At 66.2% G+C, this 21,980-nt stretch carries 25 protein-coding genes and 1 pseudogene; 21 read left to right on the forward strand and 5 right to left on the reverse strand.

All coding sequences use genetic code 11. The annotated features are described in order from the left end of the window. The first annotated feature begins 44 nt into the window (after window positions 1–44). Window positions 45–1,226, forward strand: a complete 1,182-nt coding sequence (gene prpF / locus N7640_RS12515) for a 2-methylaconitate cis-trans isomerase PrpF (RefSeq protein ID WP_279904909.1) — start codon at window positions 45–47, stop codon at window positions 1,224–1,226. Between the two features lie 16 nt (window positions 1,227–1,242). Here prpF and N7640_RS12520 read toward each other — a convergent pair whose 3' ends face one another. After that, a complete protein-coding gene (locus N7640_RS12520; RefSeq protein ID WP_279904908.1) occupies window positions 1,243–1,890 on the reverse strand; it encodes a LysE family transporter in 648 nt (215 codons plus the stop codon). A 24-nt stretch (window positions 1,891–1,914) separates the two neighbouring features. After that, complete coding sequence (locus N7640_RS12525) at window positions 1,915–2,733, reverse strand: pyruvate, water dikinase regulatory protein (protein WP_220815262.1); 819 nt, start codon at window positions 2,731–2,733, stop codon at window positions 1,915–1,917. 155 nt (window positions 2,734–2,888) lie between these two features. Between N7640_RS12525 and ppsA the strand changes: the two genes are divergently transcribed. From ppsA to galU, 11 genes are all read left to right on the forward strand, one after another. Next, a complete protein-coding gene (ppsA, locus tag N7640_RS12530) occupies window positions 2,889–5,264 on the forward strand; it encodes a phosphoenolpyruvate synthase (RefSeq protein ID WP_220815261.1) in 2,376 nt (791 codons plus the stop codon). Between the two features lie 112 nt (window positions 5,265–5,376). Beyond that, window positions 5,377–6,372: an alpha/beta fold hydrolase gene (locus N7640_RS12535; RefSeq protein WP_279904907.1), complete on the forward strand. Its 996-nt coding sequence runs from the start codon at window positions 5,377–5,379 to the stop codon at window positions 6,370–6,372. A 3-nt stretch (window positions 6,373–6,375) separates the two neighbouring features. Continuing rightward, the gene (locus tag N7640_RS12540; protein WP_279904906.1) at window positions 6,376–6,708 is read left to right on the forward strand and encodes a Rieske (2Fe-2S) protein; all 333 of its coding nucleotides are present in this window, start codon (window positions 6,376–6,378) and stop codon (window positions 6,706–6,708) included. A gap of 24 nt (window positions 6,709–6,732) precedes the next feature. Further along, window positions 6,733–7,221 carry a ribonuclease E activity regulator RraA gene (gene rraA / locus N7640_RS12545; protein WP_279904905.1) on the forward strand — a complete coding sequence of 163 codons (489 nt, stop codon included), beginning with the start codon at window positions 6,733–6,735 and terminating at the stop codon, window positions 7,219–7,221. Between the two features lie 48 nt (window positions 7,222–7,269). Continuing rightward, window positions 7,270–8,250: a zinc transporter ZntB gene (locus N7640_RS12550; protein ID WP_220815257.1), complete on the forward strand. Its 981-nt coding sequence runs from the start codon at window positions 7,270–7,272 to the stop codon at window positions 8,248–8,250. A gap of 55 nt (window positions 8,251–8,305) precedes the next feature. After that, window positions 8,306–8,545: a CrfX protein gene (locus N7640_RS12555; protein WP_220815256.1), complete on the forward strand. Its 240-nt coding sequence runs from the start codon at window positions 8,306–8,308 to the stop codon at window positions 8,543–8,545. Between the two features lie 2 nt (window positions 8,546–8,547). Further along, entirely contained in the window at window positions 8,548–9,372 is an 825-nt protein-coding gene (locus tag N7640_RS12560) for a mechanosensitive ion channel domain-containing protein (RefSeq protein ID WP_220815255.1), read from the forward strand. 89 nt (window positions 9,373–9,461) lie between these two features. Next, entirely contained in the window at window positions 9,462–10,052 is a 591-nt protein-coding gene (sigX, locus tag N7640_RS12565; protein WP_279904904.1) for an RNA polymerase sigma factor SigX, read from the forward strand. A gap of 141 nt (window positions 10,053–10,193) precedes the next feature. After that, entirely contained in the window at window positions 10,194–11,159 is a 966-nt protein-coding gene (locus N7640_RS12570; RefSeq protein ID WP_220815253.1) for an OmpA family protein, read from the forward strand. 133 nt (window positions 11,160–11,292) lie between these two features. Further along, window positions 11,293–12,654 (forward strand): UDP-glucose/GDP-mannose dehydrogenase family protein, encoded by a 1,362-nt coding sequence (locus N7640_RS12575; protein WP_279904903.1) that lies wholly within the window; start codon window positions 11,293–11,295, stop codon window positions 12,652–12,654. A 43-nt stretch (window positions 12,655–12,697) separates the two neighbouring features. After that, window positions 12,698–13,537, forward strand: coding sequence for a UTP--glucose-1-phosphate uridylyltransferase GalU (galU, locus tag N7640_RS12580; protein ID WP_279904902.1), 840 nt, complete (start codon window positions 12,698–12,700; stop codon window positions 13,535–13,537). A 58-nt stretch (window positions 13,538–13,595) separates the two neighbouring features. On the opposite strand, the gene N7640_RS12585 is transcribed toward galU, so the two are convergent. Then, the gene (locus N7640_RS12585; protein ID WP_279904901.1) at window positions 13,596–14,018 is read right to left on the reverse strand and encodes a VOC family protein; all 423 of its coding nucleotides are present in this window, start codon (window positions 14,016–14,018) and stop codon (window positions 13,596–13,598) included. Between the two features lie 124 nt (window positions 14,019–14,142). Here N7640_RS12585 and gorA point away from each other — a divergent pair, with 124 nt between their 5' ends. The 4 genes and pseudogenes from gorA to N7640_RS12605 all read left to right on the forward strand — a co-directional run. After that, on the forward strand, window positions 14,143–15,501 hold the full coding sequence (gene gorA / locus N7640_RS12590; RefSeq protein WP_279904900.1) for a glutathione-disulfide reductase: 1,359 nt from the start codon (window positions 14,143–14,145) through the stop codon (window positions 15,499–15,501). 7 nt (window positions 15,502–15,508) lie between these two features. Continuing rightward, window positions 15,509–16,132, forward strand: coding sequence for a trimeric intracellular cation channel family protein (locus N7640_RS12595; protein ID WP_220815248.1), 624 nt, complete (start codon window positions 15,509–15,511; stop codon window positions 16,130–16,132). Window positions 16,133–16,188: 56 nt separating this feature from the next. Next, window positions 16,189–16,854: a paraquat-inducible protein A gene (locus N7640_RS12600; RefSeq protein WP_279904899.1), complete on the forward strand. Its 666-nt coding sequence runs from the start codon at window positions 16,189–16,191 to the stop codon at window positions 16,852–16,854. Beyond that, window positions 16,841–17,437 (forward strand): annotated as a pseudogene (locus N7640_RS12605) (paraquat-inducible protein A); the annotation flags it as partial. The gene N7640_RS12600 and the pseudogene N7640_RS12605, both read left to right, overlap by 14 nt. Before the next feature lie 145 nt (window positions 17,438–17,582). On the opposite strand, the gene N7640_RS12610 reads toward N7640_RS12605, so the two are convergent. Further along, a complete protein-coding gene (locus N7640_RS12610; RefSeq protein ID WP_192322170.1) occupies window positions 17,583–17,753 on the reverse strand; it encodes a general stress protein in 171 nt (56 codons plus the stop codon). Between the two features lie 217 nt (window positions 17,754–17,970). Between N7640_RS12610 and N7640_RS12615 the strand changes: the two genes are divergently transcribed. Further along, complete coding sequence (locus tag N7640_RS12615) at window positions 17,971–18,423, forward strand: phosphotransferase system, HPr-related protein (RefSeq protein ID WP_279904898.1); 453 nt, start codon at window positions 17,971–17,973, stop codon at window positions 18,421–18,423. Here N7640_RS12615 and N7640_RS12620 read toward each other — a convergent pair. Then, window positions 18,420–18,788: a Rho termination factor N-terminal domain-containing protein gene (locus N7640_RS12620; protein ID WP_279904897.1), complete on the reverse strand. Its 369-nt coding sequence runs from the start codon at window positions 18,786–18,788 to the stop codon at window positions 18,420–18,422. The genes N7640_RS12615 and N7640_RS12620 overlap by 4 nt on opposite strands. Before the next feature lie 139 nt (window positions 18,789–18,927). Between N7640_RS12620 and N7640_RS12625 the strand changes: the two genes are divergently transcribed. From N7640_RS12625 to N7640_RS12640, 4 genes are all read left to right on the forward strand, one after another. Further along, window positions 18,928–19,116 (forward strand): PSPA7_2676 family Cys-rich small protein, encoded by a 189-nt coding sequence (locus tag N7640_RS12625; protein ID WP_279904896.1) that lies wholly within the window; start codon window positions 18,928–18,930, stop codon window positions 19,114–19,116. After that, window positions 19,107–19,610: an MgtC/SapB family protein gene (locus tag N7640_RS12630; protein WP_279904895.1), complete on the forward strand. Its 504-nt coding sequence runs from the start codon at window positions 19,107–19,109 to the stop codon at window positions 19,608–19,610. The genes N7640_RS12625 and N7640_RS12630 overlap by 10 nt, the downstream gene beginning before the upstream one ends. A gap of 16 nt (window positions 19,611–19,626) precedes the next feature. Then, window positions 19,627–19,869: a hypothetical protein gene (locus N7640_RS12635; RefSeq protein WP_220815241.1), complete on the forward strand. Its 243-nt coding sequence runs from the start codon at window positions 19,627–19,629 to the stop codon at window positions 19,867–19,869. 115 nt (window positions 19,870–19,984) lie between these two features. After that, complete coding sequence (locus N7640_RS12640; protein WP_279904894.1) at window positions 19,985–21,976, forward strand: alpha-1,4-glucan--maltose-1-phosphate maltosyltransferase; 1,992 nt, start codon at window positions 19,985–19,987, stop codon at window positions 21,974–21,976. Window positions 21,977–21,980: the final 4 nt, after the last annotated feature.

Raw genomic sequence — 21,980 nt, forward strand, 5'->3', positions numbered from 1 at the left:
TGCCTATGAACATAGGATCTACCTTCATCAGCCAGGACGAAATCATGGCGCAACAGATCAAGATTCCCGCTACCTACATGCGTGGCGGCACCAGCAAGGGCGTGTTCTTCCGCCTGCAGGACCTGCCGGAAAGCTGCCGGGTGCCGGGCGAGGCGCGCGACAGGCTGTTCATGCGCGTGATCGGCAGCCCCGACCCCTATGCTGCACACATCGACGGCATGGGCGGCGCCACCTCCAGCACCAGCAAGTGCGTGATTCTGTCGCGTAGCAGCCAGCCGGACCACGACGTCGACTACCTCTACGGCCAGGTCTCCATCGACAAGGCCTTCGTCGACTGGAGCGGCAACTGCGGCAACCTGTCCACCGCCGCCGGCGCCTTCGCCATCCATGCGGGGCTGGTCGATCCGGCGCGCATCCCCGAGAACGGCACCTGCGTGGTGCGCATCTGGCAGGCCAACATCCAGAAGACCATCATCGCCCACGTGCCGGTCACTGGCGGCCAGGTCCAGGAAACCGGCGACTTCGAGCTGGACGGCGTCACCTTCCCGGCCGCCGAGATCGTGCTGGAGTTCCTCGATCCGTCCGATGACGGCGAGGAGGGCGGCTCGATGTTTCCCACCGGCAACCTGGTCGACGATCTGGAAGTCCCCGGCATCGGCACTTTCAAGGCGACCATGATCACCGCCGGCATCCCCACCGTGTTCGTCAACGCCGAGGACATCGGTTACCAGGGCACCGAACTGCGCGAGGACATCAACGGCGACCCGGCGCAGCTGGCGCGCTTCGAGCAGATCCGTATCGCCGGCGCCCTGCGCATGGGGCTGATCAAGACCGCGGAGGAGGCGGCGACCCGCCAGCACACGCCGAAGATCGCCTTCGTCACCAAGCCCCGCAGCTACCGGGCATCGAGCGGCAAGACGGTCGAGGCGGGCGATGTCGACCTGCTGGTGCGCGCCCTGTCCATGGGCAAGCTGCACCACGCCATGATGGGCACCTGCGCCGTGGCCATCGGCACGGCGGCGGCGATCCCCGGCACCCTGGTCAACCTGGCCGCCGGTGGCGGCGAGCGCGAGGCGGTGCGCTTCGGCCACCCGTCCGGCACCTTGCGGGTCGGCGCACAGGCCAGGCTGGTCGAAGGGCAGTGGACGGTGACCAAGGCCATCATGAGCCGCAGCGCGCGCATCCTGATGGAAGGCTGGGTGAGGGTGCCGGGCGACGCGATCTAGGTCGCCGCGCCGGGTGTCAGTGGTGATTGACGCCCAGCATCAGGCCGCCGGCGCCGACGAAGAAGGCACCGGTGCCCTTGTTCAGGCGGCTGACGCCCTTGCGGCTGCGCACCAGGCGGCGAATCTGCAGGCCGAACAGGGCATAGGCCATGGAAGCGACGCAAAGCTCGGCCAGCAGGTAGGTGCTGCCGAGGTAGAGGAACTGCTCGGCGGCCGGCTCACCGGGCTTGATGAACTGGGGAAAGATCGCGGCGAACAGCAGGATGGCCTTCGGGTTGCTGATGCCGACCAGGAACTCGTTGAGCATCAGCTTGCCGATGGGCGCCCTGGCGGCGGACTTGGGGCGCAACTCGCCCTCGTCGACCTTCAGGCCGCTGAACTCGGTGCTGCGCCAGGTGCGGATGCCCAGGTACACCAGATAGAGCGCGCCGACCCACTTGATGAGGGTGAAGGCGGTCTCCGAGGCCAGCAGCATGGCGCCCAGACCGACCGCGGAGATGAACAGGAAGATGGCGTAGGATGCCAGCCGGCCGAAGGTGGCCAGCAGCGCGGCCCGCAGGCCGTAGTTGATGCCGTTGTTGAGGGCGCAGAAGTTGTTGGGGCCCGGGCCGAGGGAGATCAGCGCCGCGATGGGGGCGAACAAAACCGCGTCCATGAGTGTCATGACATCACCGGCTGGGCAAGTGGATTATTTGAGGCGCCGTTCGACGCCTTTTTCGACCAGGATCTTCGCCGAGATTTCCTCGACGGAGAAGTGGGTCGAGTTGATGAAGTTGATGCCTTCGCGACGAAGCAGGTTCTCCACCTCGCGCACCTCGAACTCGCACTGGGCGAAGCTGGCGTAGCGGCTGTTGGGCTTGCGCTCGTGGCGGATGGCGGTGAGGCGGTCGGGGTCGATGGTCAGGCCGAACAGCTTGTGCTTGTAGGGCTTGAGGGCGGTCGGCAGCTGCAGGCGCTCCATGTCCTCCTCGGTGAGGGGGTAGTTGGCGGCGCGGATGCCGAACTGCATGGCCATGTACAGGCAGGTGGGCGTCTTGCCGCAGCGGGAGACGCCGATCAGGATCAGGTCGGCCTTGTCGTAGTAATGGGTGCGGGCGCCGTCGTCGTTGTCCAGAGCGAAGTTGACCGCCTCGATGCGCTCCATGTAGTTGGTGCTGCTGGCGATGGAGTGGGACTTGCCGACCGAGTAGGACGAATGCTCGCTGAGCTCGGCCTCCAGCGGTGCCAGGAAGGTCGAGAAGATGTCGATCATGAAGCCTTCGGACTGGCCCAGGATGTCGCGGATTTCGTGGTTGACCACGGTGTCGAAGATGATCGGCCGGGCGCCGTCTTTCTCGGCAGCATTGTTGATTTGCTGTACCATGGCCCGCGCCTTCTCGACGCTGTCTATATAGGGGCGCGTGAGCTTGGTGAAGCTGATGGTCTCGAATTGCGCCAGCAGACTTTGACCAAGGGTTTCCGCGGTGATGCCGGTGCCGTCGGAAATGAAGAATGCGGTTCGTTTCATTGATGCCAGAGGCCTTAAGTCAGGAACGATTCTTGGCTATGATAGGCCCCCTTTGCCGGGCCCGTACTGGTCGGCATTGTGACTTATTTCCTTGAGGCAAAGCCAGGATGCGGCGGCGCTGCACCGGCTCTGCCACGTACAGTGGAGAGTTCACCTTGGTAGAGTACGTCATTTCCCTCGATAAGCTCGGCGTCCACGATGTGGAGCATGTAGGGGGCAAGAACGCATCCCTCGGCGAGATGATCAGCAACCTCGCCGGTGCTGGCGTATCGGTCCCCGGTGGTTTCGCCACCACCGCCCAGGCCTACCGTGACTTCCTCGAACAGAGCGGCCTCAACGACCGCATCCACGCCGCCCTCGACGCGCTGGACGTGGACGACGTCAACGCCCTGGCCAAGACCGGCGCGCAGATCCGCCAGTGGGTGATGGACGCCGAGTTCCCGGCCCAGCTGGACGCCGACATCCGCACCGCCTTCGCCGAGATGAGCGCCGGCAATGACAACATGGCCGTTGCCGTGCGCTCCTCGGCCACCGCCGAGGACCTGCCGGACGCCTCCTTCGCCGGCCAGCAGGAAACCTTCCTCAACATCCGTGGCGTGGACAACGTGATCCGCGCGGCCAAGGAAGTGTTCGCCTCCCTGTTCAACGACCGCGCCATCGCCTATCGCGTACACCAGGGCTTCGACCACAAGCTGGTCGCCCTGTCCGCCGGCGTGCAGCGCATGGTGCGTTCGGAAACCGGCACCGCCGGCGTGATGTTCACCCTGGACACCGAGTCCGGCTTCCGCGACGTGGTGTTCATTACCGGCGCCTACGGCCTCGGCGAGACCGTGGTGCAGGGCGCGGTGAACCCCGACGAATTCTACGTGCACAAGCAGACCCTGGAAGCCGGCCGCCCGGCGATCCTGCGTCGCAACCTGGGCAGCAAGGCGATCAAGATGGTCTACGGCGACGAAGCCAAGGCCGGTCGCTCGGTCAAGACCGTCGACGTGGACCGCGCCGATCGCGCCCGCTTCGCTCTGTCCGACGCCGAGGTCACCGAACTGGCCAAGCAGGCGCTGATCATCGAGAAGCACTACGGCCGCCCGATGGACATCGAGTGGGCCAAGGACGGCGATGACGGCAAGCTGTACATCGTCCAGGCCCGCCCCGAGACCGTGAAGAGCCGCAGCAGCGCTACCGTGATGGAGCGCTACCTGCTCAAGGAGAAGGGCAAGGTACTGGTGGAAGGCCGCGCCATCGGTCAGCGCATCGGCGCCGGCAAGGTGCGCGTCATCCATGACGTGTCCGAGATGGACAAGGTGCAGCCGGGCGACGTGCTGGTCTCCGACATGACCGATCCGGACTGGGAGCCGGTGATGAAGCGCGCCAGCGCCATCGTCACCAACCGCGGCGGTCGTACCTGCCATGCGGCGATCATCGCCCGCGAGCTGGGCATCCCGGCCGTGGTCGGCTGCGGCAACGCCACCCAGGTGCTGCAGGACGGCCAGGGCGTGACCGTCTCCTGTGCCGAGGGCGACACCGGCTTCATCTTCGAAGGCCAGCTGGGCTTCGACATCCGCAAGAACTCGGTCGACGCCATGCCTGATCTGCCGTTCAAGATCATGATGAACGTGGGCAACCCGGACCGCGCCTTCGACTTCGCCCAGCTGCCCAACGAGGGCGTCGGCCTGGCCCGTCTCGAATTCATCATCAACCGCATGATCGGCGTGCACCCCAAGGCGCTGCTGAACTTCGCCGGCCTGCCGGCGGAGATCAAGGACAGCGTCGAGAAGCGCATCGCCGGCTACGACGACCCGGTCGGCTTCTATGTCGAGAAGCTGGTCGAGGGCATCAGCACCCTGGCCGCGGCCTTCTGGCCGAAGAAGGTCATCGTGCGTCTGTCGGACTTCAAGTCCAACGAATACGCCAACCTGATCGGCGGCAAGCTGTACGAGCCGGAGGAAGAGAACCCGATGCTCGGCTTCCGCGGCGCCTCGCGCTACATCAGCGAGAGCTTCCGCGACTGCTTCGAACTGGAGTGCCGCGCGCTGAAGAAGGTGCGCAACGAGATGGGCCTGACCAACGTCGAGATCATGGTGCCCTTCGTGCGCACCCTGGGCGAGGCCTCGCAGGTGGTCGAGCTGCTCGCCAGCAACGGCCTGAACCGCGGTCAGGACGGCCTGAAGGTCATCATGATGTGCGAACTGCCGTCCAACGCCCTGCTGGCCGACGAATTCCTCGAGTTCTTCGACGGCTTCTCCATCGGCTCCAACGATCTGACCCAGCTGACCTTGGGCCTGGACCGCGACTCCGGCATCGTCGCCCACCTGTTCGACGAGCGTAACCCGGCGGTGAAGAAGCTGCTGGCCAACGCCATCGCCGCCTGCAACAAGGCCGGCAAGTACATCGGCATCTGCGGCCAGGGCCCGTCGGACCACCCGGACCTGGCCAAGTGGCTGATGGAGCAGGGCATCGAGAGCGTGTCGCTGAACCCGGACTCGGTGCTGGACACCTGGTTCTTCCTCGCCGAGGGCCAGCAGCAAGGCTGATCCGGTCGCATGCAGAAGGGCGGGAGCGATCCCGCCTTTTTTGTGGCTCCGGGCTATCGCCCAGGGACGACGCCAGTAGTCGCTCCCGGCAATTCTTGTGCAAGAAAGCAGTATGCAAAGCAGTAGCGAATTGTTCCCCGTCGCCCTGATCAGCGCCGAACTGCGCGGCGATCTGAGCGAGGACGTGTACCGCCTGAAGCCCGGCACTGCGCCGGATTTCTCCGTCGAGCTGGCCGTGACCCGGCTGGGCCTGGCCGGCCAGCAGGAGCGTGGCCAGCCGGTGATCCTGCTGCACGGCAGCTTCTCCAACCGGCGCTTCTGGTACTCGCCGCGTAGCATCGGGCTCGGCCCGCACCTGGCCCGCGCCGGTTTCGACGTATGGATCGCCGAGATGCGCGGACACGGCCTGTCGCCGCGCAACCAGGCGTACAAACACAACAGCGTGGCGGAGTATGCCCGCTACGACCTGCCGGCCATCGCCGCCTTCGTCCGCGAGCAGAGCGGGCAGGTGCCGCACTGGGTGGGGCATTCGCTGGGCGGCATCACCCTGGCCGCCGCGTTGGGCGGCGGCTACCTGGACGAGAGCAGCGCCGCGTCGGCGGCCCTGTTCGGCAGCCAGATCAGCCGTGTCTACTGGCCGCTCAAGGTGCCGCCCCTGGAATGGGGCAGCCGCCTGCTGCTCAAGGGCTTTCCTCATATTTCCGGTGCCCGTTTCAAGCGCGGACCCGAGGACGAACCGATCGGCGTGGCGCTGGAAAGCCTGCGCTGGCACCGGCTGTTCGGCCGCTTCGGCGACGCCGAGCGCGACTGGTGGGCCGGCATGGCCGACGTGACGGTGCCGCTGCTGGCGGTGAGCGCCACGGGCGACCTGCAGGACCCGGCCTGGGCCTGCCGCAAGCTCTACGACCAGTTCATCTCGGCGCCGCGCAGCTTCCTGCTGCTGGGCAAGGAAAAGGGCTACTCCAGCGATTTCGGCCATATCGAGATGCTGGTCAGCAAGGAGGCGCAGACCGAGGTCTGGCCGCTGGTCGAGCACTGGCTGCGGGAACTGGGACTGCCGCCCGAAAAACGCCAGGACGAGGTTACAAGCGCTCTGGCATGCGGCTAAGATGTGACGAAATCCGCCGGCTCGGTCACGATCCGCATGTTCGTCGCTCTGGAGCGTCTGATCAATCTGCAGGACGGCTATCGGCAGGCCTTCCCGGTCGCCGGTCTCGACCTGTTGTTGCTGGTGGTCGAGCGACAGCCGCTGCTGCTGGAGAATCGCTGCCCCCATCGCGGGGCGCCGCTGCAGGACGCCACCCTCAGCGGCTCGGTGCTGCGTTGCGCGCGCCACGGCGTGGAGTTCGACCTGCACAGCGGCCAGCCGCTGAACGCGCCCTGCGCGGCGCTTCGCCGGTTCAGCCTGGCGTACGACGGTGACCGCATCGGTATCGATGTCTGAGGTTCAACTGAAAGGAGCTTTTCCATGCAATACGTCACTCCCGATCTGTGCGACGCCTACCCGGAGCTGGTGCAAGTGGTCGAGCCCATGTTCGCCAACTTCGGCGGCCGCGACTCCTTCGGCGGCGAGATCGTCACCGTCAAGTGCCACGAAGACAACTCGCTGGTCAAATCTCAGGCCGACGAGCCAGGCAAGGGCAAGGTCCTGGTCGTGGATGGCGGCGGCTCCCTGCGCCGCGCGCTGCTGGGCGACATGATCGCCGAGAAGGCCGCCAAGAACGGCTGGGAAGGCATGGTGATCTACGGCTGCGTGCGCGATGTCGACGTGCTGGCGCAGACCGACCTGGGCGTGCAGGCCCTGGCCAGCCACCCGATGAAGACCGACAAGCGCAACATCGGCGACCTCAACGTACCGGTGACCTTCGGTGGCGTGACCTTCAAGCCGGGCCACTACGTATATGCCGACAACAACGGCGTGATCGTTTCCCCCGAGCCGCTGAAGATGCCGGAGTGATGCCGTCGGGGCTCGTCTTCAGCGGGCCCCGACAGGATGCGAATTGGGATGTACGAGAAAGACAACCTGCACTGGGGGCTGGTGCACGCCTTCGTGCTTGACGGCGAGGGTGGTGCCCGCAGCCTGGAATGGGACCAGCTGGAAGGCTTGCGCCTGGCCGAGCACGAGAGCCTGTGGCTGCACTGGGATCGCGGCCATCCGCAGACCGGCGCCTGGCTGCGTGAGCACAGCGGCCTCAGCGAATTCAGCTGCGACCTGCTGCTGGAAGAGAACACTCGCCCACGACTGCTGACGCTACCGGAGCACGAGCTGCTGCTGTTCCTGCGCGGCGTCAACCTCAATCCCGGCGCCGATCCCGAGGACATGGTGTCGGTGCGCATCTTCGCCGGCGCGCGCCGGGTCATTTCCCTGCGTCTGCGCCCGCTGCGCGCCACCGAGGAATTGATCGCGCTGCTGGAGAAGGGGCAGGGGCCGCGCAACAGCGCCGAACTGGTGCTGGAGCTGGCCCATCACCTGACCGATCGCGTCGATGGGCTGATCGACAATCTGTCCGAGCAGCTGGAGGGGCAGGAAGAACTGCTCGACGGCGACGAGCGCTTCATGCCCGACCACGGGCTGGTGCTGCATGTCCGCCGTCGGGCTGCCGGCCTGCGTCGCTTCCTGGCGCCGCAGCGGGATATCTTCGGCCAGCTCACGCGCAGCGGCTTCGGCGATGGTGACTACTGGAACGAGCTGAACAACCGGCTGACCCGCTACCTGGAAGAGCTGGAGATGGTCCGCGAACGGGTGGGCTTGATCCTCGAAGCCGAGCATCGGCGCATGAGCGAGAAGATGAACCGCGCCATGTACCTGCTCGGTGTCACCACGGTGTTCTTCCTGCCCATGAGCTTTCTCACCGGCCTGCTCGGCATCAACGTCGGCGGCATACCCGGGGCGGACAGCCGGTATGGCTTCCTGCTCATCTGCGCCATCCTCGCGGGGATCGGCACCCTGCAGTGGTGGCTGTTCCGCCGTCTGCGCTGGCTGTAGATGTGACCTCGCCCGCGAGCGCCACGTCTAGCCAACAAATCCGTGCGAGGTAGGCATGTACGATCCTTTCGAAGAGTCCCTGCGCAATCTGCTGAATTCGTCGCCCTCCGAGCATGACGACGATGCGGCCCTCGGGCGCGTGCTCAAGACCGCCAATCGCCAGGTGGGCGCCGGCGATCTGTTCGGCCTCATGGGCCGTGGCCTGGAGGCTCTGATGATCGCCCTCAACAACGGCTCGGGCCACCTGACGCCGGTTTCCCGCTCCACCGCCCGCTCTGCAGACAAGGCTGACTGACTATGGAACTCGATCCCTGGACCCAAGCGCTCGTGGCCGCCATGACCACCCTGTGGAGCAAGATCGCGGGCTTCATTCCCAATCTGTTCGTCGCGCTGATCCTCGGCCTGCTCGGCTTCGTGGTGGCCAAGCTGCTCGACACCCTGATCTCCAAGCTGCTGGCCAAACTCGGCCTCGACCGCCTGATGGCGGGCACCGGCCTGACCAAGCTGATGGCGCGCGTGGGCATTCAGGTGTCGGTGTCGACCCTGATCGGCAAGATCATCTACTGGTTCGTGCTGTTGATCTTCCTGGTCTCCGCCGCCGAGTCGCTGGGCCTGCAGCGCGTGTCGGCGACCCTCGATGTGCTGGCCCTGTACCTGCCCAAGGTATTCGGCGCGGCCCTGGTACTGCTCGCCGGCGTGCTGCTCGCCCAACTGGTCAGCAGCCTGGTCCGCGGAGCCGCCGAGGGTGTCGGCCTGGACTACTCGGCGGGCCTCGGCCGCATCGCCCAGGGTCTGGTGATCATCATCAGCATCTCGGTGGCCATCGGTCAGCTGGAAGTGAAGACCGACCTGCTGAACAACGTGATCGCCATCGTGCTGATTTCCGTGGGCCTGGCCGTGGCCCTGGCGCTCGGCCTGGGCAGCCGCGAGATCGCCGGGCAGATCCTGGCCGGCATCTATGTGCGCGAACTCTACGAGGTCGGGCAACAGGTGAAGGTCGGCGAGGTCGAAGGCCAGATCGAGGAGATCGGCACCGTGAAGACCGTTCTGCTCACCGACGACGGTGAGCTGGTCTCGGTGGCCAACCGCACTCTGCTCGAGCAGCGCGTCAGCAGCCGCTGACGCATCAATCCCTGCTAATGTATGCGACCGGCGCCACTCGCGTTGCGCTGTGGCGCTGCCATCTGATCTGACTGTCGGCACGAGCTGTTTTGAACAAGGCCCAATCGCTTCCCACGCGGTACGACCCACGCGAGCTCTCGGACGAGGAGCTGGTGCAGCGTGCTCACGTCGAGCTGTTCCACGTCACCCGTGCCTATGAAGAGCTGATGCGGCGTTACCAGCGCACCCTGTTCAATGTATGCGCGCGTTACCTTGGCAACGAGCGGGATGCCGACGATGTGTGTCAGGAAGTTATGCTCAAAGTTCTTTATGGTCTGAAGAACTTCGAGGGCAAGTCCAAGTTCAAGACCTGGCTCTACAGCATCACTTACAACGAATGCATCACCCAATACCGCAAGGAGCGCCGCAAGCGCCGACTGCTCGATGCGCTCAGCCTGGACCCGCAGGAAGAAGCCTCGGAGGAAAAGGCGCCGAGGCTGGAGGAGAAGGGCGGTCTCGACCGCTGGCTGGTTCACGTCAATCCGATCGACCGGGAAATACTGGTGCTGCGTTTCGTCGCCGAACTGGAGTTCCAGGAGATCGCAGACATCATGCACATGGGATTGAGCGCCACGAAGATGCGTTACAAACGTGCGCTGGACCGGCTTCGGGAAAAATTCGGGAATATTGGTGAAACTTAATTAGCCCGAGCGCCTCTTACGCGCTGGGTGCGTGAAATATCAACTACACCACCGTGTGTGGTTTTGTTACACTCGCCGCCCTGTTGTTCTCGGTCTCTGGAGCGGGCAACTACTAATCGTCTTTTTGATGGGGATTTACGGATGAAACTTAAAAACACCTTGGGCGTAGTCATCGGCTCGCTGGTTGCTGTCTCTTCTCTGAATGCACTGGCCCAAGGCCAGGGCGCCGTTGAAATCGAAGGCTTCGCCAAGAAGCAGTACTTCGACAGCGCTCGCGAGTTCGACAACGACGGCAACCTCTTCGGCGGTTCCATCGGTTACTTCCTGACCGATGATGTCGAGCTGCGCCTGGGTTACGACGAAGTGCACAACGCTCGTTCCAACGATGGTCGCAACATCAAGGGCTCCAACACCGCCCTGGATGCTCTGTACCACTTCAACTCCCCGAGCGACAGCCTGCGTCCGTACATCTCCGCCGGCTTCTCCGACCAGAGCATCGGCCAGAACGGCCGCAGCGGTCGTAATGGCTCCACCTTCGCCAACCTGGGCGGCGGTGCCAAGTACTACTTCACCGAGAACTTCTACGCCCGCGCTGGCGTTGAAGCTCAGTACAACATCGACCAGGGCGACACCGAGTGGGCCCCGAGCATCGGTATCGGCCTGAACTTCGGTGGCGGTTCCGCCCCGGCTCCGGCCCCGGTTGCCGAGCCGGCCCCGTACGTCGAAGAAGCTCCGGCTACTCCGGAAGCCGCCGAGACCGTACGTGTCGAGCTGGACGTGAAGTTCGACTTCGACAAGTCCAAGGTCAAGGAAGAAAGCTACAGCGACATCAAGAACCTGGCCGACTTCATGAACCAGTACCCGCAGACCAACACCACCGTTGAAGGCCACACCGACTCCGTCGGCACCGACGCCTACAACCAGAAGCTGTCCGAGCGTCGTGCCAACGCCGTTCGCGACGTACTGGTCAACGAGTACGGTGTAGGTTCCGAGCGCGTTGGCTCCGTTGGCTACGGCGAGTCCCGCCCGGTTGCCGACAACGCCACCGAAGCCGGTCGCGCGGTCAACCGTCGCGTAGAAGCCGAAGTGGAAGCCCAGGCCAAGTAATCCGGCCCGGCGCTCTGCAGAAAACCCGGCCTCGGCCGGGTTTTTTGTTGCCCGCGATTTGTCACGTCCGCGTCATTCCTCCGCCATATCACTGCGCTGCAATCGCCATACAAGGACTCTCGGGAGCCAGGCGATGCGACTGTGCGTGATCGGTGCGGGTTATGTGGGGCTGGTGACGGCGAGCTGCTTCGCCGAGATGGGCAACCGGGTGGTCTGCGTGGAGCGCGACCCAGGTAGGCTGGCGCAGCTGGCCCGCGGGGAGTCGCCGATCTACGAGCCGGGTCTCGAGCCGATGCTCAGGGCCCATCTCGCCAGCGGCCAGCTGAGCTTCACCGGGATGCTGGCCGAGGGCGTGCGCCAGGCCCAGGTCGTGTTCATCGCCGTGGGCACGCCGACCGGGGAAGACGGCTCGGCCGACCTCAGCCATGTGCTGGCGGTCGCCGACCAGCTGGGGCAGTGCCTCTCCGCGCCCTGCCTGATCGTCGACAAGTCCACCGTGCCGGTGGGTACGGCGGAGCGGGTCGGTCAGCGCATCAATCGAGGGCTGGCCGACCGTGGCCTGCCGTTCCGGATCAAGGTGGCGAGCAATCCCGAGTTCCTCAAGGAGGGCAGCGCCGTCGAGGATTTCATGCGCCCGGACCGGGTCGTGCTGGGCTGCGACGACGGCGAAAGCCAGGAGCAGCTGCGCCGCCTCTACGCGCCGTTCCTGCGCAACCACGACCGGGTGCTGTGCATGGGTGTGCGCGCGGCCGAGTTCACCAAGTACGCGGCCAACGCCTTCCTCGCCACGCGGATTTCCTTCATGAACGAGATGGCCGGGCTCTGCGCGCGGCTGGCGGTGGACATCGAGGACGTGCGGCGAGGCATCGGCAGCGACCGCAGGATCGGCACCCACTTCATCTACGCCGGGTGCGGCTATGGCGGCTCCTGCTTTCCCAAGGATGTGCGGGCGCTGATCCGCACCGCCGAGCTGGAGGGCTTCGAGCCCGGCATCCTGCGGGCGGTGGAGGCGCGCAATGCGCTGCAGAAGACCCTGCTGTTCCAGGCCCTGCGCGAGCATTTCAACGGTTTCCTGCATGGCCGTGTGATCGCGCTCTGGGGACTTTCCTTCAAGCCGGGGACCGATGACCTGCGCGAGGCGCCGAGCCTGGTCCTGCTCGATGCGCTGCTGGCCGCCGGTGCCCGCGTGCAGGCCTGCGACCCGGTGGCGTGCGCCGCCGTGGCCGAGCGCTACGGCGAGGCGCTGGAAAGCGGGCAGTTGAGCCTGGGCGAGTCGCCCTATGCGGCGGTGCAGGGCGCCGATGCCCTGGTGCTGGTCACCGAGTGGAAGCAGTTCCGCCAGCCGGATTTCCAGCGCGTGCGGGCGACGATGCGAATGCCGGTGCTGTTCGATGGTCGGAACATCTACGATCCGGCCGAGATCGCCCGGTCGGGCTTCCTCTACCGGGGTATCGGCAGGCCACCGGCGGGGCATTGTAAGGCCGACGCCGCCTGATTAGACTGCGCGGCAATTCCGCCCCGCAGTTCCAAGGATTGCCATGATCAAGAAATGTCTGTTTCCGGCGGCTGGCTACGGCACCCGCTTCCTGCCCGCCACCAAGGCCATGCCCAAGGAAATGCTGCCGGTGGTCAACAAGCCGCTGATCCAGTACGGCGTCGAGGAGGCCCTGGAGGCCGGCCTGAGCGAGATCGCCATGGTCACCGGCCGCGGCAAGCGCGCCCTGGAAGACCACTTCGACATCAGCTACGAGCTGGAGCACCAGATCCAGGGCACCGACAAGGAGAAATACCTGGTCGGCATCCGCCGCCTGATCGAGGAGTGCACCTTCTCCTATACCCGCCAGATCGAGATGAAGGGCCTCGGCCACGCCATCCTCAGCGGCCGCCCGCTGATCGGCGACGAGCCGTTCGCCGTGGTGCTGGCGGACGACCTGTGCTTCAACCTCGAAGGCGACGGCGTGCTGCAGCAGATGGTCAAGCTGTACAACCAGTTCCGCTGCTCCATCGTCGCCATCCAGGAGGTGCCGCGCGAGGAGACCTCCAAGTACGGCGTGATCGCCGGCGAGATGATCCGTGACGACATCTTCCGGGTGAACAACATGGTAGAGAAGCCGAAGCCCGAGGACGCCCCGTCGAACCTGGCGATCATCGGCCGCTACATCCTGACCCCGGACATTTTCGACCTGATCGAGCAGACCGAGCCGGGCAAGGGCGGCGAGATCCAGATCACCGACGCACTGATGAAGCAGGCCCGGGACGGCTGCGTGATCGCCTACAAGTTCAAGGGCAAGCGTTTCGACTGCGGTGGCGCCGAGGGCTACATCGAGGCGACCAACTTCTGCTACGAGAACCTGTACAAGACCGGCAAGGCCTACTGACGGGCCGCCAGCCGATCGAAGCCACCTGCGGGTGGCTTCGTCGTTTCAGGCCCCCGGTTCAGGGTATGGGCATCGTCTCGGAGCCCGGCCCCAGCGGCTGGCCGTAGCTGAACTCGACGTAGTTGCCCGCCGGGTCGCGCAGGCCGCAGTAGTAGCCGACCGGATAGGGCTCGTCGCGCGGCGCCCAGACCAGGCAGCCGCGCTCGGCGGCCCGCGCGGCGATCGCATCGACGTCCTCGCGGCTGGCGACGGCGAAGCCGAAGTGGCTGTAGTCGTCGGCGGCCAGTTCGCGGTCCGTGCCGCCGGGCATGATCACGAAGATGAAGCGGTGCTCCTGGCCCGGTTCGGCCATCCAGACGATCCTGGAGCCCTTGCCGGCGCGCTCGTGGATCACCCGCATGCCGCAGAAGTCCCGGTAGAAGTCCACGCAGGCCTGCAGGTCCGGCACGTGCAGGGCGACGTGGGTGAGGGTGGGGCGCATGGCGTTCCTCCCGACCCGAACCGCTGCGTTCGGTCGCGGGTCTAGTCAACATGGATGCATTTCAGCATACACCCAGCCCGCCGGGCTTCTCCGGTATGCTGTACGGCCTGCGAGGAGACCTTCGATGTCCTATGAATTCGACCTGTTCGTGATCGGCGCCGGTTCCGGCGGCGTGCGTGCCGCCCGTTTCGCCGCCGGTTTCGGCGCCAGGGTGGCGGTGGCCGAGAGCCGCTACCTGGGCGGCACCTGCGTCAACGTCGGCTGCGTGCCGAAGAAGCTGCTGGTCCACGGTGCGCATTACGCCGAGGACTTCGAGCAGGCCGCCGGCTTCGGCTGGAACGCGGGCGAGCCGACCTTCGACTGGCCGACCCTGATCGCCAACAAGAATCGCGAGATCCAGCGCCTCAACGGCATCTACCGCAACCTGCTGGTGAACAGCGGCGTGACCCTGCTGGAAGGCCACGCCAGGCTGCTGGGTCCGAACGAGGTCGAGGTGAACGGCGAGCGCCACAGCGCCAGGCACATCCTGATCGCCACCGGCGGCTGGCCCCAGGTGCCGGACATTCCCGGCAATGAACTGGCGATCACCTCCAACGAGGCGTTCTTCCTCGAACAGTTGCCCAGACGCGTGCTGGTGGTCGGCGGCGGTTACATCGCCGTCGAGTTCGCCTCGATCTTCCATGGCCTGGGCGCGCAGACCTCGCTGCTGTATCGCAAGGACCTGTTCCTGCGCGGCTTCGACGGCGCGGTGCGCAAGCACCTCAAGGAGGAGCTGGAGAAGAAGGGGCTGGACCTGCAATTCAACACCGACATCGACCGCATCGAGCGGCAGGACGACGGCAGCCTGCTGGCCACGTTGAAAGATGGTCGCCAACTGGCCGCCGACTGCGTCTTCTATGCCACCGGCCGCCGCCCGATGCTGGACAACCTGGGACTGGAAAACACCGGTGTGAAGCTGAACGACAAGGGTTTCATCGAGGTGAACGACAACTTCGAGACCCACGAGCCGTCGATCCTGGCCCTGGGCGACGTGATCGGCCGGGTGCAGCTCACCCCGGTGGCCCTGGCCGAGGGCATGGCGGTGGCGCGCCGGCTGTTCAGGCCCGAGGAATACCGCGAGCTGGACTACGATCTGATCCCCACCGCCGTATTCAGCCTGCCGAACATCGCCACCGTCGGCCTGACCGAGGAGCAGGCGCGCGAGCGCGGGTACGAGGTGAAGGTGTTCGAGAGCCGCTTCCGGCCGATGAAGCTGACCCTCACCGAGTGCCAGGAGCGCACCCTGATGAAGCTGGTGGTGGATGGCAAGACCGACAAGGTGCTGGGCTGCCACATGATCGGGCCGGAGGCCGGCGAGATCGTTCAGGGGCTGGCCGTGGCGCTGAAGGCCGGCGCCACCAAGCGCGTCTTCGACGAGACCATCGGCATCCACCCGACCGCCGCCGAGGAGTTCGTCACCATGCGCACCCCGGTCGCCGACTGAAGGCGCCATGCAGCAACTGTTCTACCTGGCCGACCTGTTCGGCGTAGCCGTCTTCGCCATCACCGGCGCGCTGATGGCCGGGCGCAAGTCCATGGACCTGTTCGGCGTGCTGGTGATCGCCGTGATCACCGCCCTGGGCGGCGGCACCCTGCGTGACCTGATCCTGGACAACCACCCGGTCAGCTGGATCCGCAACGACACCTACATCCTGGTCGCGTCCCTGGCGGCGGTCGGCACCGTGCTGTGGGTGCGGCTGACCCGGCCGATCCACGAGCGCGGCCTGCTGATCGCCGACGCCTTCGGCCTGGCCGTGTTCACGGTGATCGGCACCGAGGTGGCGCTGCAGCACAACATGCCTTACAGCACCGCGGTGATCATGGGCGTGGTGACCGGCGTGGCCGGCGGGGTGATGCGGGACGTGATCTGCAACGAGATACCGCTGATCTTCCAGAAGGAAATCTACGCCACCGCCTGCATCTTCGGCTCGCTGGTCTTCATTGCCCTGCGCGAGCTGCAGACGCCGCACTGGCTGGACACCGGCATCGCCATGCTGAGCGTGCTGCTCACCCGCCTGGCGGCGATCCGCTGGCGCCTGTCGCTGCCGCGTTTCCACCTGCTGGACCGCGACTGAGGCGGTCGCTGTCAGTGGCGGGTAATATCCGGCGCATACCGCTCGAGAGGTGAAACATGGAGCATGCCGACAAACCGACCCCCGGCCAGCTGCCGCCGCTGGAGGCGCTGATCGCCTGCCACGAGTGCGACCTGCTCATGCAGCATCCGCGGATCGGTGAGGAGCAGAAGGCCTGTTGCCCGCGCTGCGGCTACGAGATGATCGTCCACCGCGCGCACATGCGCCGCCGCTCCCTGGCCCTGGTGCTGACCGCGCTGATCCTGTTCGTGCCGGCCAACTTCCTGCCGATCATGAGCCTCAACGTGCTCGGCCAGAATGCCGTGGACACCGTCTGGAGCGGGGTGCTGGGGCTCTACGAGTCGGGCATGCAGGGCGTGGCGCTGGTGGTGTTCTTCTGCAGCATGCTTGTGCCGCTGCTCAAGCTGCTGTGCCAGCTGTTCGTGCTGCTCGCCATGCCCAATCCGGCGCTGCGGCCGCTGGCGTGCCACTGCTACCGGGTCTACCACCACATGCGCGAGTGGGGGATGCTCGAGGTCTACCTGTTCGGCATCCTGGTGTCCATCGTCAAGCTGATCGACATGGCCGAACTGCACCTGGGCGTGGGGCTGGGCTGCTTCATCGCGCTGATGCTGGCCCAGGTCTGGCTGGAGGTGACCATGTCGCCGCACCAGGTCTGGGATGCGCTGAGCGAAGACGAGGAGGGCGACCATGCGCGCGCTTGATGCCGGCATCATCGTCTGCGGCGAATGCCACAAGCTGGCGTACCTGCGCGAGGGCGAGGTGCAGCACTGCGCCCGCTGCGGCGCGCGCCTGCACGCCCGCCGGCCGGACAGCATCGCCCGCACCTGGGCGCTGCTGGTCACCGCCGCGATCCTCTACATCCCGGCCAACCTCCTGCCGATCATGACGGTGAACTTCCTCGGCAAGGGCACGCCGGCGACGATCATGGAAGGGGTGGTGGAGCTGATGCACGCGGGCATGCTGCCGATCGCCATGGTGGTGTTCGTCGCCAGCATCCTGGTGCCGACCTTCAAGCTGGTCGGCATCGCCCTGCTGCTCTATTCGGTGCAGCGCCACCAGCCCATGTCGGCGCGCCAGCGCATCCTGATGTACCGCTTCATCGAGTGGATCGGGCGCTGGTCGATGCTGGACATCTTCGTCATCGCCATCCTGGTGGCGGCGGTCAACTTCGGCAACCTGGCGAGCATCGAGGCCAACCTGGGCGCGGCGGCCTTCGCCAGCGTGGTGATCCTCACGATGATGGCCGCGGTCACCTTCGACCCGCGCCTGATCTGGGACAACACCTTCGATGGCAGCGAGGACGAAGAGAAGGGCGAAGAAGGAGTGGAGGGAGAGGGCGAGGGTGCTGCGGCGCAGGGCCGACGGGGCTGACAGCCAAGACCGCAGCGTGAGGGAGGAGCCTCCGCTCCGCCCTCGAACCACTCACAGACTAATTGCGTCCGCCGTGGCTGTTCTGGCCGCCCTTGCGGCCGGCCTCGGAGGCACGCTGTGGGTCGTTCCGGAAATTCCCGCCGCTAACATGGCCGCCTTTCTTGCCAGCTTCGGAAGCGCGCTGGGGGTCTTCTGCAAAGTTGCCTTTACCGCCTCTATGTCCAGCCATAGTCACTATCCTCGTCAGTAATTTAAGGGTTGTGCCAACCGGCACCCTTATTCGGAGGTGTGGGGGCAGGCGGTGTTCAGTATTTTTTGATTCCTTGTCGGTATATCAAGCCGGGTTCGGGCTTCGGAAGGTCCGAAAGATGCGCCCGGTCAAACAGCCTGAATCATTGCCCGCCCAGGCGAGTCGACAGAGAAACCACTGCGACTGGAGCAGCCCCATGAGCGAGCACAAACCCCGAGTGACAGAGATCGACGACATCGAGGACCGCATGGGCTCCATGCATGAGCTGGACTTCAGCGAGCGCCGCGACGAGCGCCAGGGGCGGATCGGCGACGAGCGGCCGGCGGACGAGGTGGCCCGGGAGTTCCCTCCGGAGCGAGAGGCCCAGGCCGGCATGAGCGGCGGCGAGGCGCTCTCGGAAAGCGTCCACGAGGACAACGTGACCCTGGACGACCTCAGCCCCGAGACGCTGATCGACGAGAGCGGCGCCTATTCCCCGGGCGAGCGCGGTGAGGTTCGGCCGGCGGACAAGGAACTGAGCGTGGTGGACGGATCGGAGATCGGCGGCGGCATCGGCCTGGACGAGGCCGAACTGGCGCGCTCGGCCCCGCTGGACGGCCAACCCTGGACCGACCAGGTGTCGCCGCCAGAGGGGGGCGAGGAGCGCTAGCGCAGGGCTTCGAGCAGTTCGGCCTTGCGCATGGTGGAGCGGCCGCGGATGTCGCGCTTGCGGGCCAGCTCCATCAGCTCCTGGCGGGTCATGGACTCCAGCGTGGAGCCGGGCCGGGGCGTGCCGCGGCGGGTCGCCACCGCGTGGCGCGCCGAGGATTTGCGGGCCGCCGCCTTCTTCTGCGGGCTGGTGTCCTGGCCCGAGCCGCCCTTGCGCTCGCCGCCGCCGGACTGCTTGTTCACCGTGGCCCAGGCGCGGGCCTCGGCTTCCTCGCGGGGAACGCCGCGCGCCTCGTAGCTTTCCTCGATATGCGCGGCCTTGCGCTTCTGCTTGTCCGTGTACTTGTCCTTGCTGCCGCGTGCCATGGTCTTCACCTCTCGGGTTCGCGTGAGTACGGCTTCATCTCAAGAGAAGCGCGGCATTTCCGATAGTTCGAAATTTCTCAAACCTTCCGCGCTGCGCCAGGGTCATCTTTCTGAGACCCATGGAGATGGAGCCTGCGTCATGAGACTGCTTTGCCTGATTTCCGGTTGCCAGTGGCTGCCGGGCCCGTCCGAGGCGGTGCCGCGCGTGTGCGGCAGCGACCTGGTGCATGAGTGCTGCAGCCGCTGCGGATTCCGCCGCTACCTGCTGCCGGGCGAGTCGCGCGCGCTGTTCAACCTGCGTCCCGGCCAGCGTCTGCCGTGGAGCTGAGCGACTACCTGTGGGCGGTCGTCTATGACGAATTCGCCGACCTGGGCCAGCCCGAGCAGATGTTCCGCGCCGGCCTGCGCCTGGTAATGGCCGCGGCGCTGGGCGGGTTGCTGGGCTTCGAGCGCGAGGCCAAGGGCAAGGCGGCGGGGCTGCGCACCCACATGATGGTCACCCTCGGCGCGGCGCTGTTCGTCATGGTGCTGGACCTCGATGGCGCCGAGCACGACGCCATCAGCCGAGCTATCCAGGGCATCGCCGCGGGCATCGGCTTCCTCTGTGCCGGCACCATCCTCAAGGGCGACCACACCAGCGAGATCAAGGGCCTCACCACCTCGGCCTCGCTCTGGTTCAGCACCGGTATCGGTATCGCCGTCGGCCTCGGGCGCGAGGGCACGGCGCTGCTCGGCACCGTGCTGGCCCTGCTCATCCTGCACGCCCTGCCGCTGCTCGAGCGCGAGGCGCGGCAACAGCAGCCACCCGGCAACGATCCGTAACCGAGAGAGTCGCGCCATGTTCCGCGAATTCGAACACTGCACCGCCTGGACCGACGCCATGTACAACGGCGCCAGCTTCATCGGCCTGATCGAGTACCAGCCCAAGCGCTACGGCGGCGAAGTGACCGTGCTCTGGGTGATCGACCCGAGCTGCGTCTGCGAGCGCGAGGCCGAGGACGCTGCCGAGCGCATGCTGTGCGCGATTCTCGACATCCACCCTGACCGCGGGGTGCTCTACGCCGACGGTATCCCGCTCTAAGCGACCTGAACTTTTGCAGGCGCGGCGGGCTCGGAATTCCATGAGCCGGCGCCCGACGCCGGCCTTCATCCCGTTCCCCAGACAACGTCCTCCAGGCGTCAAGGAGCCCGCCGAGATGCACTCGATTCGTCAGGACGAAGCCCGTACCCACGCCATCCGCGCCGCCAGCGCTCCCCGCATCGCCATCGAATCCGTGACGCCCCAGGTGGAGGGTGGACGCTTCGCCGCCAAGTGCGTGGCCAACGAGGCGCTGGAGGTGGGCGCGGTAATCTTCACCGACGGCCACGACCAGATCGCCGCCGCGCTGCTCTGGCGCCAGGCGGGCGAGAGCGACTGGCACCGGGTGCCGATGCGCGCGCTGGGCAACGACCACTGGCAGGCCTGGCTGACCCCCGAGGCGCTGGGCCGCGCCGAGTTCGTCGTCGAGGCCTGGCAGGACATCTACGCCAGCTACCAGCACGAGCTGAAGAAGAAATACGCGGCCGGCGTACCGGTGAGCCTGGAGGTGCAGGAGGGCGAGGCGCTGCTGCGGCGCATCGGCGCCGAGGCGCCGACGGAACTGGCCGGGCGCCTGGGCGAGCTGCTGGCGCGCTTCGCCGATTGCGAATCCCTGGATCAGCGCGTGGCGGTGCTGCTCGACCCGCAGACCGGCGAGCTGCTGGGGCGCGCCGAGCACCGCCCGCATCGGGTGCGCAGCGAGACCTTCGCCCTGGACGTGGATCGCAAGCTGGCCCGGTTCGCCAGCTGGTATGAGCTGTTCCCCCGTTCCGAGAGCGGCGACCCGGCCCGCCACGGCACCTTCCGCGACGTGCACCGGCGCCTGCCCGAGATCGCCGCGATGGGCTTCGACGTGCTGTATTTCCCTCCCATCCACCCCATCGGCCGCACCCATCGCAAGGGTCCGAACAACAGCCTCAAGGCCGGCCCGGACGATCCTGGCAGCCCCTACGCCATCGGCAGCGAGGAAGGCGGCCACGAGGCGGTGCATCCGCAGCTGGGCAGCCTGGAGGATTTCCGCGAGCTGGTGCGGGCGGCACGGGAGCACGGCCTGGAGGTGGCGCTGGACTTCGCCATCCAGTGCTCGCCGGACCATCCCTGGCTGAAGCAGCACCCCGGCTGGTTCAGTTGGCGGCCGGACGGCACCATCCGCCACGCCGAGAATCCGCCGAAGAAGTACGAGGACATCGTCAACGTCGACTTCTACGCCGAGGCGGCGGTGCCCGAGCTGTGGATGGGCCTGCTGGAGGTGGTGCTGGGCTGGGTGGAGCAGGGCGTCACCCTGTTCCGCGTGGACAACCCGCACACCAAGCCGATGCCGTTCTGGGAATGGCTGATCGCCGAGGTGCGGCACGCGCACCCGGAGGTGATCTTCCTCGCCGAGGCATTCACCCGCCCGGCCATGATGGCGCGCCTGGGCAAGCTCGGCTTCGCCCAGAGCTACACCTACTTCACCTGGCGCAACACCAAGCAGGAGCTGGCCGAGTACCTCGCCGAGCTGAACCAGTCGCCCTGGCGCGAGTGCTATCGGCCCAACTTCTTCGTCAACACGCCGGACATCAACCCCTTCTTCCTGCACCACGCCGGGCGCGCCGGGTTCCTCATCCGCGCCGCGCTGGCGACCATGGGCTCGGGCCTGTGGGGCATGTATTCCGGCTTCGAGCTGTGCGAGTCGGCGCCGGTGCCGGGCAAGGAGGAGTACCTGGACTCGGAGAAGTACCAGCTGCGCCCGCGCGACTACCACGCGCCGGGCAGCATCGTCGGCGAGATCACCCGGCTCAACCAGATCCGCCGCGACAACCGCGCGCTGCACAGCCACCTCGGCTTCCAGGCCTACAGCGTCTGGAACGACAACATCCTGCTCTTCGGCAAGCGCACTGCCGAACTCGACAACTTCATCCTGGTGGCGGTCAGCCTCGACCCGCACCAGGCCCAGGAGGCGCATTTCGAGCTGCCGCTGTGGGAGTTCGGCCTGGCCGACGATGCCGCCCTGGAGGGCGAGGACCTGATGAACGGCCACCGCTGGACCTGGCACGGCAAGGTGCAGTGGATGCGCATCGAACCCTGGCATCTGCCATTCGGCATCTGGCGCGTGCGCCCGGTGCGCTGACAGG

It is taken from the genome of Pseudomonas sp. GD04015 (assembly GCF_029837675.1).
GTDB lineage: Bacteria > Pseudomonadota > Gammaproteobacteria > Pseudomonadales > Pseudomonadaceae > Aquipseudomonas > Aquipseudomonas paralcaligenes.

Bases quoted from the DNA above. Each gene is read 5' to 3' on its own strand.
- prpF (WP_279904909.1), top strand. From the start codon at position 45: ATGGCGCAACAGATCAAGATTCCCGCTACCTACATGCGTGGCGGCACC.
- N7640_RS12610 (WP_192322170.1), bottom strand. From the start codon at position 17,753: ATGGCTGGACATAGAGGCGGTAAAGGCAACTTTGCAGAAGACCCCCAG.
- N7640_RS12525 (WP_220815262.1), bottom strand. From the start codon at position 2,733: ATGAAACGAACCGCATTCTTCATTTCCGACGGCACCGGCATCACCGCG.
- N7640_RS12640 (WP_279904894.1), top strand. From the start codon at position 19,985: ATGCACTCGATTCGTCAGGACGAAGCCCGTACCCACGCCATCCGCGCC.
- N7640_RS12620 (WP_279904897.1), bottom strand. From the start codon at position 18,788: ATGGCACGCGGCAGCAAGGACAAGTACACGGACAAGCAGAAGCGCAAG.
- N7640_RS12595 (WP_220815248.1), top strand. From the start codon at position 15,509: ATGCAGCAACTGTTCTACCTGGCCGACCTGTTCGGCGTAGCCGTCTTC.
- rraA (WP_279904905.1), top strand. From the start codon at position 6,733: ATGCAATACGTCACTCCCGATCTGTGCGACGCCTACCCGGAGCTGGTG.
- gorA (WP_279904900.1), top strand. From the start codon at position 14,143: ATGTCCTATGAATTCGACCTGTTCGTGATCGGCGCCGGTTCCGGCGGC.
- N7640_RS12555 (WP_220815256.1), top strand. From the start codon at position 8,306: ATGTACGATCCTTTCGAAGAGTCCCTGCGCAATCTGCTGAATTCGTCG.
- N7640_RS12535 (WP_279904907.1), top strand. From the start codon at position 5,377: ATGCAAAGCAGTAGCGAATTGTTCCCCGTCGCCCTGATCAGCGCCGAA.
- N7640_RS12570 (WP_220815253.1), top strand. From the start codon at position 10,194: ATGAAACTTAAAAACACCTTGGGCGTAGTCATCGGCTCGCTGGTTGCT.
- N7640_RS12560 (WP_220815255.1), top strand. From the start codon at position 8,548: ATGGAACTCGATCCCTGGACCCAAGCGCTCGTGGCCGCCATGACCACC.
- N7640_RS12585 (WP_279904901.1), bottom strand. From the start codon at position 14,018: ATGCGCCCCACCCTCACCCACGTCGCCCTGCACGTGCCGGACCTGCAG.
- galU (WP_279904902.1), top strand. From the start codon at position 12,698: ATGATCAAGAAATGTCTGTTTCCGGCGGCTGGCTACGGCACCCGCTTC.
- N7640_RS12635 (WP_220815241.1), top strand. From the start codon at position 19,627: ATGTTCCGCGAATTCGAACACTGCACCGCCTGGACCGACGCCATGTAC.
- N7640_RS12625 (WP_279904896.1), top strand. From the start codon at position 18,928: ATGAGACTGCTTTGCCTGATTTCCGGTTGCCAGTGGCTGCCGGGCCCG.
- N7640_RS12600 (WP_279904899.1), top strand. From the start codon at position 16,189: ATGGAGCATGCCGACAAACCGACCCCCGGCCAGCTGCCGCCGCTGGAG.
- N7640_RS12550 (WP_220815257.1), top strand. From the start codon at position 7,270: ATGTACGAGAAAGACAACCTGCACTGGGGGCTGGTGCACGCCTTCGTG.
- N7640_RS12520 (WP_279904908.1), bottom strand. From the start codon at position 1,890: ATGACACTCATGGACGCGGTTTTGTTCGCCCCCATCGCGGCGCTGATC.
- N7640_RS12615 (WP_279904898.1), top strand. From the start codon at position 17,971: ATGAGCGAGCACAAACCCCGAGTGACAGAGATCGACGACATCGAGGAC.
- N7640_RS12575 (WP_279904903.1), top strand. From the start codon at position 11,293: ATGCGACTGTGCGTGATCGGTGCGGGTTATGTGGGGCTGGTGACGGCG.